At 68.2% G+C, this 15,510-nt stretch carries 12 protein-coding genes, 1 tRNA gene and 1 pseudogene; 1 reads left to right on the top strand and 13 read right to left on the bottom strand.

The window, feature by feature from the left end; translation table 11 throughout:
• Positions 1–26: 26 nt before the first annotated feature.
• From recN to DR_RS07545, 5 genes are all read right to left on the bottom strand, one after another.
• Positions 27–1,721 (bottom strand): DNA repair protein RecN, encoded by a 1,695-nt coding sequence (gene recN / locus DR_RS07565; RefSeq protein ID WP_010888116.1) that lies wholly within the window; start codon positions 1,719–1,721, stop codon positions 27–29.
• A gap of 80 nt (positions 1,722–1,801) precedes the next feature.
• Positions 1,802–2,506 (bottom strand): hypothetical protein, encoded by a 705-nt coding sequence (locus tag DR_RS07560; RefSeq protein ID WP_010888115.1) that lies wholly within the window; start codon positions 2,504–2,506, stop codon positions 1,802–1,804.
• A gap of 91 nt (positions 2,507–2,597) precedes the next feature.
• Positions 2,598–4,487, bottom strand: a complete 1,890-nt coding sequence (gene dxs / locus DR_RS07555) for a 1-deoxy-D-xylulose-5-phosphate synthase (protein ID WP_010888114.1) — start codon at positions 4,485–4,487, stop codon at positions 2,598–2,600.
• The gene (locus tag DR_RS07550; protein ID WP_010888113.1) at positions 4,484–5,170 is read right to left on the bottom strand and encodes a hypothetical protein; all 687 of its coding nucleotides are present in this window, start codon (positions 5,168–5,170) and stop codon (positions 4,484–4,486) included. The genes dxs and DR_RS07550 overlap by 4 nt, the downstream gene beginning before the upstream one ends.
• Positions 5,171–5,316: 146 nt before the next feature.
• Positions 5,317–5,988, bottom strand: coding sequence for a PspA/IM30 family protein (locus tag DR_RS07545; RefSeq protein WP_010888112.1), 672 nt, complete (start codon positions 5,986–5,988; stop codon positions 5,317–5,319).
• Positions 5,989–6,167: 179 nt separating this feature from the next.
• On the opposite strand from DR_RS07545, the gene DR_RS07540 reads away from it, so the two are divergent.
• A tRNA-Thr gene (locus DR_RS07540) sits at positions 6,168–6,242 on the top strand.
• A gap of 78 nt (positions 6,243–6,320) precedes the next feature.
• Here the strand turns inward: DR_RS07540 and DR_RS07535 are convergent.
• The 8 genes and pseudogenes from DR_RS07535 to DR_RS07500 form a co-directional block, all read right to left on the bottom strand.
• Positions 6,321–7,772, bottom strand: coding sequence for an alpha-amylase family glycosyl hydrolase (locus tag DR_RS07535; protein WP_010888111.1), 1,452 nt, complete (start codon positions 7,770–7,772; stop codon positions 6,321–6,323).
• An 88-nt stretch (positions 7,773–7,860) separates the two neighbouring features.
• Positions 7,861–11,161: pseudogene (locus tag DR_RS07530) on the bottom strand (AAA family ATPase).
• Positions 11,162–11,199: 38 nt separating this feature from the next.
• Positions 11,200–11,739, bottom strand: a complete 540-nt coding sequence (locus tag DR_RS07525) for a GerMN domain-containing protein (RefSeq protein WP_010888109.1) — start codon at positions 11,737–11,739, stop codon at positions 11,200–11,202.
• Between the two features lie 5 nt (positions 11,740–11,744).
• Positions 11,745–13,178: an N-acetylmuramoyl-L-alanine amidase family protein gene (locus DR_RS07520; protein WP_010888108.1), complete on the bottom strand. Its 1,434-nt coding sequence runs from the start codon at positions 13,176–13,178 to the stop codon at positions 11,745–11,747.
• Entirely contained in the window at positions 13,175–13,606 is a 432-nt protein-coding gene (gene smpB, locus DR_RS07515) for an SsrA-binding protein SmpB (RefSeq protein ID WP_027480230.1), read from the bottom strand. Before smpB ends, DR_RS07520 begins: the two co-directional genes overlap by 4 nt.
• Positions 13,607–13,703: 97 nt before the next feature.
• Positions 13,704–14,471, bottom strand: a complete 768-nt coding sequence (locus DR_RS07510; RefSeq protein WP_010888106.1) for an SDR family oxidoreductase — start codon at positions 14,469–14,471, stop codon at positions 13,704–13,706.
• 69 nt (positions 14,472–14,540) lie between these two features.
• Entirely contained in the window at positions 14,541–14,792 is a 252-nt protein-coding gene (locus DR_RS07505; protein ID WP_162177762.1) for a hypothetical protein, read from the bottom strand.
• Between the two features lie 112 nt (positions 14,793–14,904).
• A complete protein-coding gene (locus DR_RS07500) occupies positions 14,905–15,471 on the bottom strand; it encodes a hypothetical protein (RefSeq protein ID WP_010888104.1) in 567 nt (188 codons plus the stop codon).
• Between the last annotated feature and the right edge of the window lie 39 nt (positions 15,472–15,510).

Raw genomic sequence — 15,510 nt, 5'->3', positions numbered from 1 at the left:
CCTCTCCCACTTTTTCATCCCTTCGCTTAGCCAGCCAGCAACTCGCGGGCGTGTTCCAGCGCCGCCTCGGAGGTGTTGCCCGAGAGCATCCGGGCGATTTCTTCCAGGCGTTCGTCGCCGGTGAGCAGGCGGACGTGGCTGACGGTGCGGCCATCCTCCACCTGTTTTTCCACCTTGTAGTGGTGGTGGGCGCGGGCGGCAATCTGCGCGAGGTGGGTCACGACGAGCACTTGCCGGGTGTCGGCGAGTCGGGAAAGCTGCTCGGCCACCGCAATCGCCGCCGCGCCGCCGATGCCCGCGTCCACCTCGTCAAAGACGACGCTGGGGGTGTCGGCGCCGAGCACCGTGCTGACCGCCAGCATCACCCGCGAGAGCTCGCCGCCCGAGGCCACGTCGGAGAGCGGGCCGAGTTCCTCGCCAGGGTTGGCCGAAAAGCGCAGCAGCACGTCGCTCAGGCCGTAGGCGGCGGGCTCAGCCAGCGCGGAGAGCGCGAACTCCATGCGGGCGTGCGGCATCCCCAGCTCACGGATGACGGCGAGCAGTGAATCTACCAGCGGCTCGGCCTCGCGTTCGCGGGCGGCGTCGAGCGCCTGGCCCACCTTCAGCAGTTCGGCGTGCAGGGCGTCCACATCGGCTTGCAGGCTGCCCGCGTCGCGCTCGTCTTCTTCCAGGCCTGCGAGTTCCTCGGCGGCCTGTGCCCCGAACTCCACCACGTCTTCCAGCGTGGGACCGTACTTGTTTTTCAGCTTGCTCAGGGCGCTCAGGCGGGCTTCCACCCGGTCGAGCGCTTCGGGGTCCGCCGCCGACCCCTCGGCCACATCGCGCAGCTCGCCCGCGATGGCCTGCACGCTTTCGAGCGCCGCCCGCAGCTCGTTTTGCAGTTGCATGACTGTCTCGTCGTACTTGGCCCCGGCATTGAGCGCCCGCACCGCTTCCCCGATGAGGCCCGCCGCGTTCAGGTCGCCGTCGCTGAGCAGCTCCACACCGCCCGCCGCCGCTTGCGCGATGGTGTGGAGGTTGGAAAGGCGCGAGAGTTCGGTGTTCAGGCCCTCTTCCTCGCCGGGGTCGGGGCTGACCTCGCTGATTTCCTGCACCTGAAAGGCGAGCAGGTCAATCTGCCGCGCCCGCTCGCGCTGGCTGGCCTGGAGGCGCTCCAAACGGCTGACCGCCTCGCGCCAGGCCGCGTGCGCCGCCGCATACGCCTGCGCTTCCTTCGTCACCCGGCGGTCGAGCAGACCGCGCTGGTTGGCGGGCGAGAGCAGGCTCACCGCCGAGTGCTGCCAGTGAATGGTCAGCCGCCCCTGCGCCCACTCCTGCAACTCGCGCACGCTGACCACTTCGCCCGAGAGCCGCGCCGCCCCCCGGCCCGCGCTGCTCAAGCGGCGGCTGGCGCTGTCGGCCTCGCTCTCGTCGCCGTCGCCCCAGAAGCCCGTGACCAGCAGTTCTTTTTCCCCACTGCGAATCAGGTCGTGGTTGGCCCGCCCGCCCAACAGCAGCCCCAGCGCGTCCACGATGATGCTTTTGCCGGCGCCCGTTTCGCCAGTAAAGGCGCAAAAGCCGCCGCCGAGCTCCAGTTCGAGCTGCGTGATGGTGGCGAGGTTGCGAATTTCCAGCCGCGAGAGCCGGGGGCCGGTGGGTGCGGCGTCCGGGGGCGGCGGCTCGACCACAGCGACAGCTTCGGGAACGGGGGCGGCTTTGGGGGTACGGGCCTTGCGGGTCACGGGGAGGATTTTACGCCCTGAACTTACTGCGGGGGCGGGAGTCAGGGCACAGTCGGGAGGAGAAAGGGGCGGAGAGAAGACTAAAAGCCCGTCTGGGTCGGCTTCGGGAGGGGAACTGTCGCCCACTGAAAAGTCGTGTTGAACTTGCCGCAACGGTCCACGCGCGGGACGGTCAGGGTGTTTCCCTTGACGGTGTACTGCTGCACGTTGGTGCCTATGCCGCCGGGCTGGTCCGCGCCGATGACCTGGGGTAAGCCGCAGCTTAGGCGGGCGGAAATGGGGAAAGTGCGCGTCAGGGTTGTGTTGGCGGCGATGGAACGGACTTCGCCGGTCAGCCGGGAGCCGTCCACCAGAAATGCGGCGCTCGGCGGGGCCTCGTCCCGGTCAATCAGCAGGGCGTGGTCGCCGACAATCGCCTCGGTGGTGAAGTTGCCATGCCGCAGCACCGCGCCGTCGCCCAGGCGCAGCAGCCAGTCTTCCTGTCGGGTGATGGCTCCTGAGATGACGCTGTAGAGCGTGACGGCGCCGTGCCCCCGGCCCACGTCGGTCAGAACGGGGGTGGCCCTCACGTCGCGTTTCCATAGGGTCCGCCCGCTCGCTCGGTCACTTGCCAGCACCAGCGCACTGCCTTTCGCGTCGTTGCACATCGCCGTGACGACCTGCCGGGGGCCGTCGGTGTACAGGCCGTTCACGCGGTAACAGCCCGGCAGCGGCGGCCCCACCAACCTTTCCGCCGCTTGCGCCGTTCCCAGGATGAAGGCCGCGAGCATCAGCACCTTTCGCATGGCCCGAGCCTACCTGCCCCTTCTCCCCGCTGAGTCAACAAAAAGAAGGAGGGGCCAGCGCCGCCAACCCCTCCACCTTGACCTCTCCTCTCTACACCTCAATCGGCACGTCCACCCCGAGTTCGGCGAGCACCGTCCGAATCGCCGGGGCGTCGATGCCGGCGCGGGCGTGGACGCTCTCGGCAGTGGCGTGTTCCTGAAACTCGTCGGGAATGCCGAGAACGCGCACGGTGGGATGCAGGTTCATGCTGTTCAGCGCCTCGAGCACCGCGCCCCCGAAGCCGCCGACGACGGTGTTGTCTTCCACCGTAATCAGGGCGCGGGCCCGGCCCCCCACCTCGCGCAGCATCTCTTCGTCGAGCGGCTTGACGAAGCGGGCATTGACCACGCCCACACCGGGGAGGTCCTCGGCGGCCTTCAAGGCATAGTCGAGCGCCTTGCCGCCCGCCAGAATCACCACGTCGTCGCCCCCCTTCAGCCGTTCCCACTCGCCCCATTTCAGGTCCGGCCACGTCCCGGCGGGCACCTGCGCCGTATTGCCGCGCGGGTAGCGGATGGCAAAGGGGCCGTCGTGCGTCTGGGCGTACTTGAGCATCCCGCGCAGTTCGGCGGCGTCTTTCGGCAGCCCGATGCGGACGCCGGGGATAGAGCGCAGGAAGCTGAGGTCGAACACGCCGTTGTGCGTGGCCCCGTCCGCCCCCACGATGCCCGCGCGGTCGATGCAGAAGGTGACGTTGAGGTGCTCAATCGCCACGTCGTGCAACACCTGGTCGTAGGCGCGTTGCAGGAAGGTGGAGTAGATGGCGACGACGGGCCGCATCCCTTGCAGCGCCATGCCCGCCGCCGTCGTCACCGCGACTTCCTCGGCGATGCCCACGTCGAGGTAACGGTGCGGGTGTACGCGGCTGAATTCGACCAGCCCGCTGCCCTCGCGCATGGCGGGCGTGACGACGAAGGTGCGCGGGTCGGTCTTCGCCCACTCGGTCACGGCCTCACCGAAGGCGGCGCTCCACGAATAGGCGCTGCTCGGCACGTACTCGCCGGTCGCCGGGTCGAACTTGGCCGGGCCGTGCCAGTAGATCGGGTCGGCCTCGGCGTAGCTCAGGCCCTTGCCCTTGGTGGTGACGATGTGGAGGATGGTCGGGCCATCGAGGTCCACCAGTCTTTCGAGCAGCCACACCAGTTCCTGCACGTTGTGGCCGTCCACCGGGCCGACGTAGCGCACGCCCATCGCGGCGAAGGGGTTGACGCTGGCGGGGTCGAAGAAGTGGCGGGTGGAGTTTTTCGCCCGGCTCATGAAGTCGGCGAGCGGCTTGCTGACGGCTTCCACCGCTTTTTTGCCCGCACCTTCGCCTTCCTGAAACCACTTCTGGACTTGCAGCCCGCGCATGAATTTGTTCATGGCCCCGACATTTTCCGAGATGCTCATCTCGTTGTCGTTGAGCACGATCAGCATCTTGCGGCCCATGTCGCCGATGGTGTTGAGCGCGGCGAGGGCCATCCCGCCGGTCAGCGAGCCGTCGCCGATGACGGCAGCGACGTGGAAATCCTTGCCCTGCGCGTCACGCGCGAGCGCCATGCCGAGCGCGTTGGCGAGGGAGGTGGAGGCGTGGCCCACCGTAATCGCGTCGTGTTCGGACTCGGAAACCTTGGTAAAGCCGCTGATGCCGCCTTCTTTCTTGATGTCGGCCATCTGGTCGCGCCGCCCGGTCAGGATTTTGTGGGCGTAGGCCTGATGCCCCACGTCGAAGAGAATCCGGTCGCGCGGCGAGTCGAGCACGTAATGCAGCGCCGTGATGATGTCCACCGCGCCGAGCGAGGACGCGAGGTGCAGGCCGCCGCGCGAGCAGACACGCACGATTTCGCCGCGCAGCTCCTCGGTCAGCGCGGGCAACTGCTCCCGCGAGAGGCGTTTGAGGTCTTTGGGGCCATGAATCTGGTCGAGCAGCGGGGTATCGGACGTGCCGGGAAGTTCGTTCACCGGGAGCCTCCTTTGGGTGCAAAGTTGCGCGAGGTGAGCAGCAGCCCTTCCGGCGTGCGGACCTCGCCCACGTAAGGGGTGAACCACAGTTGCTCGGTGGCCGGAAACAGGCCGCCCACGTCGTCGCTGATCTGGCGGGTGACGACCCACACGTCGAAGGTGCCGGCCTGCGTTTTGACCTGACGGCGGTCCTGCACCTCGTAGCGGTAATTCAGCGTGCCCTGCGCCTGCACCTTGCCCTCGTCGCTCGCAACGGTAATGGCCGACTGCCCCTGCCACACCAGCCCGACTTTCCAGGCGGTCTCACTGGGGTATTCCTGCCACGCGGGGTTGAGCGAGACAGTCACGCCCGGCTTGTGAAACCCGAGCAGGCGCACGCCCCGGCTGTCGTACAGGCGGTACCACGTCTGGTCGGCGCCGCGCCCGCTGAGCTGCGAGGCGGTCACCGTGACTCCGCTGAAAATCGTCGGCCCCAGCCCCCGCAGGACGTACGGCACGGCGCTGGTGTCCTCGCTTTCGGGAAGGTAGGTCCACACCAGCCCCGCCTCACGCGGGTAAAACGACACGCTGGCGACCGGCGTGCTGGCGCGGACCGGCGCCGCGGCGGGCCCGGTGCGCGGCGCACAGGACGCCAGCAGGCCCACTGCGGCCAGGGCCGCGCCCAGAGAACGGAGAAACGTCATGGCCTCATTGTGTCAGCTCCCGTGCGGGCGTGTAGGGTCATGCACTACGGAAAACCCAGGGAGTTGCAGGGAAGGGCGAGGTGCAGGTCGCTCGCCCTAAAAAAAAGCCCCCCGCACCGCTGGGCGGGGGGGGCTCTCGGAGACGATTACTGGTTGCTGCTCTGGACTTTGGCCTTCAGCGCGGCGAGGGCGTCGTCCACGTCTTTGTCACGGCCAAGGTCTTTGAGCTGGGCGTCGAAGTCCTGATCGTTGCGCAGTTCGCCCATGGCCTTGTTGCGGTCTTCCATACCGGCCACCTTCTGCTCCATCTCGTTGAAGGCGTCCATCGCGCCGCCGGCCTTGCTGAAGCCTGACACGCGGTCGAGGGTTTCCCCGGCCTGCGCGGTCTTCTGACGGGCGGCGAGCAGGGTCTTCTTGGACTCCATCTCGTCGATCTTGGCTTCAAGGGCGCGCAGCTGGGTCTTGAGCTGGTCCACGGTGCTCTGCTGGACGGTGCGCTGCTCGTCGAACCCCTTGGCGAGGTCCTTGTGGTTCTGGGCGCGGCGCAGCGCTTCACGGGCAAGGTCTTCCGAACCGCCACGCAGGGCTTCTTCGGCCTTCTTCTCGTACTCGGCGGCGAGCTTGCTGTTGGTCCCGGCCTCGCGCTCGAGCTTGGCCGCTTGGGCCATTGCCCCGGCGACTTCGTTGCGGGCGTCGGCGTAGGCGCTGCGCATATCCCGCAGGGCCTGATCGATAATCTTGGCAGGGTCCTCGGCCTTGGAAATCATGTCATTGACATTGGCGCGGAGCAGACGGGACAGACGATCAAAAATAGACATGGTGGTGCCTCCTTACAACCCACAGTACGCGGCGAATCTGAGGAGGGTTGCACCGCGCCGGGAAGTTCAAGAGCGGCTGAAGACTGCATGAGACGCGGGCCGCTGCTGCATTCCGCATCTGGAACGGTTGACACCTTCGCGGGCCGTTTCTATACTCTTTGAGCCTGTGTCACCCGCAGGCCGATGTAGCTCAGTGGTAGAGCAACTGATTCGTAATCAGTAGGTCGTCGGTTCAAGTCCGACCCTCGGCTCCAATAAAAAGCCCCGCCTGGCGCGGGGTTTTCCTTTTGTCTCAGGGGCTGTAGATGAGGGAGCAAGTCAGACTCCTCCTCTCACCGCAAAACGAACGCCGCCGCGTCCTTAGGCGGTAGGCTCAGGTGCAAATACCCGCCCTTCACGCTCACTTTGGCGTCCTGCCCGGCAAACAGCGTCTTGGTCACATCCTGAGCGTTCGCCTTGATTCCCAGGGTACTGAGCTTCAGCGAGTAGCTCTGGCGTTTCAACCCGTTGTGCCAGGCCACCAGCACCCGCTGTCCGCCCTGCTCGCGGGTCAGCAGCAGCAGGTCGTCGGCCTGCCGGTCGGGGACGGGAAGCAGCGTCTGGGTGCCCCGACTGAGGGGCGGGCTCGCCTTGCGGACGGCAATGGCGTCGCGGGCCACGTTGTATACGGCTTTTTCGGCGGGCGTCCACTGGCTTTCAAAGCGCATGTCGCGCCGGTTGTCGGGGTCGGCTCCGCCGCGCATGGCAATTTCGGTGCCCTGGTAGAGGACCGGCACGCCCCGCAGCGTGAGCAGCGCCCGCAGGCCGTATTTGGTGCGGGCCTGCCCTTCGTCCTCGAAAAAGCTGCCCTGCGAGAAACGCGGCACGTCGTGGTTGTCGAGAAACAGTGCCACCTCGCCGGGCCGGGCAAGTTCGTCCGAGCGGCGCAGCACCTCGCGCACGTTGACCAGGCTGGACGCGCCCATCACGCTGCCGCGCATCGCCGCTTGCAAGCTGAAGAGAAACAGGCTGTCAAACCCCTGCTTTTGCCACTCGGCCACCGTGCCCGCGTCGGCGTCGTACCACTCGCCGAGCGTCCAGGTGCCGGCGGCGCGGTCTTTTTTCAGCAGGTCGAGCAGGAAAGGCCGCTCCACATGCTTGATCGCGTCGTAACGGAAGCCGTCCACCCCTCGCGCCCGCCAGAAGTCGCCGTTCCCGAACAACTGCTGGCGCACGGCGGGCACGCTCTGGCGCAGGTCGGGTAGGCCGGCGAGGGGACAGTCCACGTCCTTGTTCTTGGTCGCGTCGCACTGCGCCTTGCCGTTGAACCAGCCCGGATTGGCCTTCACCGCTGGGGCCTCGTAGCCGTAGTGATTGATGACCTGGTCAAGGACCACCTTCATCCCCGCGCCTTTCGCTGCCTTCATGAACGTATCGAAGGTCGCCATCGAGCCGAAGTGCGGGTCCACCTGCCGGAAATCGGCGGGCCAGTAGCCGTGATAAGCGGCGGTGTCGAAGGATTTGGCGGTCTGCTGGCGGTAGATCGGCGTCATCCAGATGGCCGTCGCCCCAAGTTTCTGGATGTAAGGCAGCTTTTGCGTCAGCCCCGCGAGGTCGCCGCCGTGCCAGGCGCGGAGGTTGGCACGGTCCACCCCGGCATTGTTGGAAGGGTCACCGTCGAAGAAACGGTCGGGCATGACCTGATAGATGATCTGGCCTTCAAAGCTGGGGCCGGTTGATGTAGGCGCAGCCTGGGCGCTGGCGGCGGAGGCGAGCAGCAGCGCCGGGAGGATGAGGTGGTGCATGGGGGAGATGCTAGCGTTCGCCAGCCCGCAGGAGGGTTGTCAGAGGCGGGATGTCAGGGTGAGGCATACGCCAGCCTGCGAAGTGCCCTTATTCCCGCTCCTGCTTGATGCTCAGTACCCGGCTCGCCCCGGTCTGGTCGGTGGTCACGCCCCACAGCGCGGTCGCCACTTCCATCGTCGCCTTCTGGTGGGTCACGAGCAGAAATTGCGTGCCCCGCTCGGCAAAGCGCGTCAGGAAGGCGGTAAAGCGGCGAATGTTCGCCTCGTCGAGCGGGGCGTCCACCTCGTCGAGCACGGCGAGGGGGAGGCCGCCCATGCCTTCCTCCCCGCCGGCATGGTTGAGGGCGAACAGAAACCCGAGGCCCGCCATCGTCCGCTCGCCTGCCGAGAGCAGCGTCATAGAGCGGGTGCGCTTGCCTTTCGGCTGCACGGCGAGGCGTAGCCCGGTGAGGCGGCCCGCCTCGTCCTGCTCAGGTTCGAGTTCGCCCGCGCCGCCGAGCAGCTCGGCGCTGTACTCGCGGAAGGCGGCGTTTACCCGTTCGAAGGCCTGCCGGGTCGCCTCGCGCTCGACGCCTTCGAGTTCGCCGAGGTGGGCGCGCAGTTCGGCAGCGGCAGCTTCCGCGTCGGCGGCCTCACGGCGTTGCAGCTCCAGCGTCTCAGCCTCGGCTTGGTAATCGGCCTCGGCGCGGGCGTTCACCGGCCCCAGACGGTCGAGTTCAGCGCGGGCGCGGGCGAGTTCGGCGGTCCATTCTTTCGGGGTGCCGGGCGGGGAACAGCCGTCGGGAATGGGCTCGGCGCTGCCTTCACGCCGGGCGATGAGGACACGGAGGTCGTCGAGCCGCCCACGCACCTTGTTCTGCTCGCCAATCAGGTTCGCGTAGGCGAGCGCGGCGGCCTCACGGGCAGCCTCGGCGCGGGGAAATTCCTGCTCGTCGAGCGTACCGAGGGCGGCCTCACGGCGGGCGACTTCGGCGGCGGCAGCGTCCAGCCCGCCCTGCTGCGCGGCGGCGGAGTCGGCGTTCACCCGCAGGCGCTCACGTAGGGCGGCGGCGCGGGCTTCGGCGGCGCGGTACGTCTTCCAGGCCGTGTCCAGTTCGCGGGCGAGTGCCAGGGCTTCGAGCGCTTCCCGCTCGGCGGCGCGGCCCGTTTCAGCCTGCTGCCGCGCCTGCCAGAGCGCGCTTTCCAGTTCGGCGGGGTCGGTGGCGTCCTCGGTGGGAACGGGGAGGCGGGCGGCGTCACGTTCCAGTCGGGCCGTCAGCTCGTCGCGGTGTGAACGCAGGCTGCGGGTCTGGGCGGAGAGCTCGGTCACGCGCTTTTCGGCGTCGCGCTCGGCCCGCAAGGTTTCGTCGCGCTGGCGCAGCAGGGCGTCCCACTCGGCGTCGGGCGCCTTACTCTCCAGTTCGCTCAACTGCTGTTGGAAGGTCGCGGTCTGCCGCTCGGCCTGTGCCAGTTCCTCATCGAGTTCCTGAAATCTCCGCTGGTCGGCGAGCACAGCGCTCCCGCTGTCGCGCAGGCGGCCCCCGGTGATGGCCCCACCGGGCTCCACGAGTTCGCCCGCCAGCGTGACGAGGCGCGGGCGGCTGCTGTGGGCACGCGCGAGGCGGTTGGCGGTGCTCAGGTCGTCCACCAGCAGCGTGTCGGCGAGCACCGCTTCGCCCACCAGCGGCGGGTCGGTGGGGCAGAGGTCGGCGAGGTTGCCGATGACCCCCGCCTCGCGCAGCAGCGGGCCGTCGCGCCGGGGCCGAGGCCGAATGAGGTCGAGCGGCAGGAAGGTGGCACGGCCCCCCGCCCTTTTCAGTTCCTCAATGATGTCGCGGGCGTCCTGGCCAGTGTGGACAACGACTTGCTCCAGCCGCCTACCGAGCGCCGCTGTAATGGCCGTTTCGTACTCGGCAGGCACGCTGAGCACGTCGGCCACGCTGCCCACGATGCCGGGGTGCTCCTGCCGCAGCGCGTTGCGAGCGCCTTCGCCGTAGCGGGCGTAAGAATTGAGCGCCGTTTCCAGCCGCTCGCGCTCACGCCGCAGCGGAGCGAGCCCCGCCGACACGCGGGCGAGTTCGGCGCGCAGGTGGGTTGCCCGTGCCTGCGCCGCCTCGCGCTGTTCGGCCTGCGTGCGGTAACGGGTTTCGGCGTCCTGGCGGGCGGCGGCAGCGACGGTCAGTGCCTCCTGCGCCGCGTCCAGCCGGGTCTGCGCCGTTTCCAGATTGCCTTCGGCGCGTTCCAGCTCGGCGCGCAGGGTGGTCAGGCTGGCGTCGCTGCGGGCGTGGGCCTCGGCGGCGCGGGCGGCACTCTCGCGGGCGCGGGTGAGGTCGGTGTCGAGGCGGCGGGCCTCGCGCTCGGCGGCTTCGGCACGGGCGCGGCGCTCGGCAGCGGCGGCTTGCAGCGCGGCGAGGTCGGGGGCCGCCTCAGCAGGCGCCGTCTGCGGCAGCGCGGCGAGGTCGCGTTCCAACCCTTCACGTTCCTGGGTCAGATGCTGGCGGTACTGCTCGGCCTGGTCGCGGGCGGTGCGGGCGGCGCGCAGGGTGTCGAGTGACCCGGCGTAGGCGTCGCGGCGGGCGCGGGCTTCCTGCGCGGCTTCGCGGGCCTGCTCGACGCGGGCGGCGGCCTCCGTCACCTCACGGGCAAGCGCCGCCGAGCGGGCTTCCAGCGAGGCGGCTTCGGCCCGTGCCCCGGCGATTTCACGCAGCAGGGTGAGCTGTTTTTCGCGGGCCAGGGCGCCTTCCAGCAGGCCAGCGCGCTCGCTGAGGCGGCGGTGCTCCTGCGCGTCCTGCGCGGCGCGGGCGAGGCGGGCCAGGGCGGTTTCGCGTTCATTCAACAGCAGGCGCAGCCCCTCCAGATGGGTGTCAGCTTCTTTCAGCCGCGCTTCAGTGTCCTGGCGGGTGGACACGGCGCGCGAGAGTCCGGCGGCCTCCTGCAAGTAGCCGAGCAGGGTCCTCCCCTCGGCCTGCACCACGCCGCTCACCTCGCCCTGGCCGATGACCGCGAGCCCCCCGGCCCCAGCCCGGTGCCGCGCACGCTGCCTGAATGTCTCTGGCGCGCACCCCGCGCCCGCCGAGGTCCTGCTCGCCGCTGCCGTCGCGGTAGATGCGGCGGGTGACGTTGAGACGCTCGCCCGCCGGGGTCCGCAGTTCGAGCTGCACTTCGGCGAGCCCCAGCGGCGCCTTGCCGCCCGAGCCGTGAAAAATCAGCTCGGAGCCGCGTCCGGCGCGCAGGTCACGGGCCCGCGCCCCATGGGTGGCCCAGCGAATGGCCTCCACCACGTTGCTTTTGCCGCTGCCGTTGGGACCGATCACCGCGCAGACCCCGCCCGACCCGCTGGAAAGTGAGAATTCCAGGCGGGTGCGGTCGGCAAAAGATTTGAACCCTTGCAGGGTGATGGCGTGAATCATGGGAAAGGGAAGTGAGGGCTCAGCGGCGGCGCTGGGGCTCAGTTCGGGCAGTCGGCCCGTGTGAACGCCCGGCGCAGGTCGATGTGCCCCAGTGTGTCCACCGTCTTACCGCCGAGCAGGAAAGACACGTCGTCCCCGCCGCGCTCGAGCAGGGTGCGGGTCATGGTGCACACCAGCATCCACTCGCCCGAGCTGCCGTAGTTCAGCTTGCCGTAGGCGGGCAGCAGGTCCACGTAGTAGTGCTTGCCGCGCACGTAGACGCGCGGGGCGTCGGTGCCGGCGGGCACCACCGCGAGGGCCTCACCCTGCTGCGGCCCCTGCGCCCAGGCGTTGAGCGCGGCCTGCGCGAGGCTGGTCGGGTTTTCCTCGACGACCTGCACGGTACGGTCCACCGGCTTCAAAGTTTTGACCTGCTGGTCGGAATAGTAGACCTTGAGCTTGACCCCGTGGCGCTCGAGCAGTTCGAGTTTGGGGGGCGTGGGCAACTCGGCGGGGCGCTGCACGACCTGATAGGCGTAGGCGGCGGCGGCGAGAGCGAGCAGCGCCAGCACGTTGAACAGCGAAAAGAGGCGGCGCATCACGCTCACTGCTGACCCCCGGCGCGGGTAGTGCCGCCGGTCAGGATGGTCTGGGTGGTGCTGGCACTGCTGCTCGCCTGCGAGGCGTTGGCGGCGCGCGTGGTCAGGTAGTTGGCCACGCTGCGGGCGACCGCCACCGAGAGGGCTTGCAAGCGGGCCTCGGTGGCGAGGTTGGCGCGGTCCTGGGCGTTGCCGGCCCAGCCGAGTTCGAGCAGCAGCGCGGCCTGCGGCGCCTCGCTGAGCGTCAGCATCCGGCGCAGGTCGTCTTGCTCGGCGGTCACGCCGCCGCTTTTCAGTTCGCCGCGCAGCAGTTCGCTGAGGCGGCGGCTGCCCCCGTTGTCGCTGATGACGAGCGGGCTGTACGGCGCCGTCTGCCCCCCGCGCACCGCGTTGATGACCTGCGAGGCGCTGTTGCCGCTGCCCTCATACACGGTCACGCCGCCGCGCTGGGTCTGGGGAAAGCGGCCCAGGTCGAGCGCCAGATACACGTCGCTCTGGCGGGCAAGTTGCAGTTTCTGGTTTTGCCCGAGCGCCGTGCCCTGGTCGCGGGTCATACTCACCTGCCAGCCGGCCTTGGACAGCAGCTCCGCCGAGCGGCGCGCCACTTCGAGCGTCACGTCGCGGCCCAGTCCTTCCACCCGCGTCGGGTCGAGCACGATGAGGGGTTTGCCGACCCGCTCGAGCACCGCCGGAAAGTCCTGTGGCACGCCGGGGCCCGCGTCGGCCACGATTCGGGTGCCGCCAGAACGCACCACCGGGTAGACGCGGTAGCCGCTGTTTTGCGGCAGGGTGAAGCTGACGATGAGGTCCGACGCCTGCTGCTTGACCTCGGCGCTGGGAATAAAGGCGCCGCGCGTGGTGTAGCGTTGCGCTTTGCCGGTCGTGTTTTTCAGGATGATGCGGACCTGGGCCCCGCGCAGCTCGACCTTGGCGGTCACGTCGCGGTTGAGGTCGAGCACCAGGCGGTCACTCGTGCTGCCCGCGCGGCTGCTTACACTCTGAAGTTGTGGCGACGCCAGCGTGAAGGTGCCGGGGCGGTACTCGGCGCCCAGCCCGCGCGCCAGCGTGTCGAGCGGAAAATAGACCACGCCGTTCACCCAGGTCGCCGTCCGCGCCTTGACGCGCTCGGTGTCGATCTGCACGGTGTTGAAGTCGGTGGTGGCGCGCACCTGATCGGTGTCGATGGGCAGCAGCATGGTGTGCCCCATGCCGACCACCCGCATGACTTCGCCCTGCCGCTCGATGTCGAGCAGGCCGTCGAGCGCGGTGCGGCTGGCGTACTCGGCGCCGTAGAGGTTGGCGCTCTGCACTTCCTTACCCGCGAGGTTGAGTTTGCCGATGGTGATTTGCGCCCCGGCGAGTCCGGCGGCAAGCAGGCCCGCCGAGAGCAGCAGGGGCCGGGCCCAGCGGCGATTGCTGGAAAGTTGAAGGTGATTCATAGTTCGCGCAGCTCCCGTGCCACGGTGCGCTCGGCATCGGCGCGGCGCTTGTCGTGCAGTTTCTTGCCCCGGGCAAGGGCAAGTTCGACCTTGAAGTAGCGGCCTTTCTGGTAGAGCCGGGTCGGCACCAGCGTCAGGCCCTTTTGCTCCAGCCCGCGCCGGAGTTTTTCGATTTCCTCACGGTGCAGCAGCAGCCGACGTTTGCGGCGGGGCTCGTGGTTGTTGTAGGTGGCTTCCTTGTACACGGGGATATACAGCCCCTCCAGGTCCACGTCCGAGCCGTTGATGCGGGCGAAGGCGTCACGGAAATCCACGCCCCCCGCCCGCACACTCTTGACCTCGCTGCCCGTCAGACTGATGCCCGCCTCGAACCGCTCCAGCAGTTCGTATTCGTGATGGGCTCGGCGGTTGGTATACACGCGGCGCATTGTAGCAGCGGCAGGGAAAAGGAGGAAAAGGGGAAGGGAAGAGGGCGGCACGCGGCCTTTTTTCCTCTTCCCTTCGGCACTTGATGTGATTAACGATTTATTTCTTCGGCTTCCGGTCAGGCCGGCTCGGGCGCACTTCGACCCGGCTCGGCAGGGTGCGGGCGGGCATCTTGAGCAGGTCCACCGTGAGCTGCGCGATGTCCTCGGGCTGAATCTTCCAGAAATCGTCCTCGTTCGGCGTGTGGTCGTTGAAGTGCGTCGCTACAGTGCCGGGCATGATCTGGGTGGTCTTGATGTCGTACTGGCGCAGGTCGAGGTTGACGACTTCGCTCAAGCCGTTGAGGCCAAACTTGCTGGCGTTGTACGCCGCGCCGCCCTCGAAAGGGTTTTTGCCCGCGAGGCTCGACAGGGTGAGGATGTAGCCGCCCTGCTTTTTCAGCGCCGGAATCGCGGCCTTGATGGTGTAGAAGGCGCCCGAGAGGTTGGTGTCGATGACGTCCTGCCACTGCTCGATGCTGAGTTGCTCGATGTTGGCGAAGTGGCCCACGCCCGCGTTGACGAACAGCACGTCGAGGCTGCCGAACGCTTCTACATGGGCGTCCACCGCACTCTGCACAGCGGCGGCGTCTTTCACGTCGCAGACCACGCCGCGCACGTTCTCGCCGAGCTGCTGGGCAGCCTCATCAATCTCGCCTTGCTTGCGGCTGGTGATGGTCACGCGGTAGCCCTCGGCGGCAAGCGCCTGCGCCACCGCGTAGCCGATGCCCTTGCTCGCGCCGGTCACGAAGGCCGACTTGCCGGCTCCGAATTGGTTGCTGTCGGCGCCGCCGCTCTGCTTTTCAAACTGCTTTGCTTCCTGGGTCATGCGCCGAGGCTAACACGACGGTATACCCGACAAGGCGCTGCTTTAAGGGGAAGTGAGGAGCCAGCCGGCTCAATCGCCTGCATGGCGCCGCCACGAGGACAGGGCGACCCAGCCGATGCCGAGCAGCAGGACTGCGAGAGCACCGACGGCAATTTCCCAGAGCGACCAGCGGAGCTGCCAGCCTGCTGCTGTAGCAAACAACGTCGCCAGCAGAAGCCAGGGCCAGCGCTTGAGCAGGCTGACGCGAATACAGTGGCGCAGGTAGGCGGCGCGCGAAAGAGTGGGATGCGGCGAAACGCGGGAAGGGGAAACTGTACCCATAAAGCCACTCCTGAGATGAGGCGCAGGAAGTCGAAGGGACCGGAAAACAGTTTCTCCCGGCCCCATGATGGGAATGTCAGGTTGTCAGCGCCGCTTGCTTAGACAGGGCCGCTCAGGGGAGCCGCTGGGCGAGCTGGTCGAAGGCGTAGTTGGCGGCTTCCGCCCCCTGCTGCCAGAGGGTGAGCAGGCCGAAGTTCTCGCTGAGTGACGCCCGGTTGCCGCTGGGCAGGTCGAGGTCGAGGCGTACCGTCATCTTGGCCCAGGGCACCAGCGCGGTGGGGGCGACGATGGCCGGGGTCACCTTGATGGCGCCGGGGGTGCCGGCGGGAACGAACTTGGCCTGGGGGTAGCGGCGCTTGAGGGCGCCTTCGGAGTCGTGGCGCAGGGCGGTCACGATGCCGGCGCGCTGCTCGGCGCTCACCAGCGAGGTGCTGCCTTCCCACACCGGCTCGCTGATGGCGTAGCTCGCGCTGCTCAGGGCCGGGTTGTTCCACTCGGCGGCGGCGGGGGCACCCGGCGTGTTCTGTCCGGGGGCCTGCTGGGCGGGAGACGCGGGCGTTGCCGGAGTGGCGGGTGCAGCCTGAGCCGGCGCGGCGGGGGTGGCCGGATTTACCGGCTGGGCGGACGCAGCGCCGAGCAGCGCGGCCAGGACGACGGTCGTGGGGGTGAACTTGAACATGCCCGGCAGTGGACCACACCTTTCCTGACGCCTTATGAA

The organism is Deinococcus radiodurans R1 = ATCC 13939 = DSM 20539, assembly GCF_000008565.1.
Lineage (GTDB): Bacteria > Deinococcota > Deinococci > Deinococcales > Deinococcaceae > Deinococcus > Deinococcus radiodurans.
The sequence above is the reverse complement of the archived record's forward strand: the minus strand, read 5'-3'. Positions and strand labels throughout refer to the sequence as shown.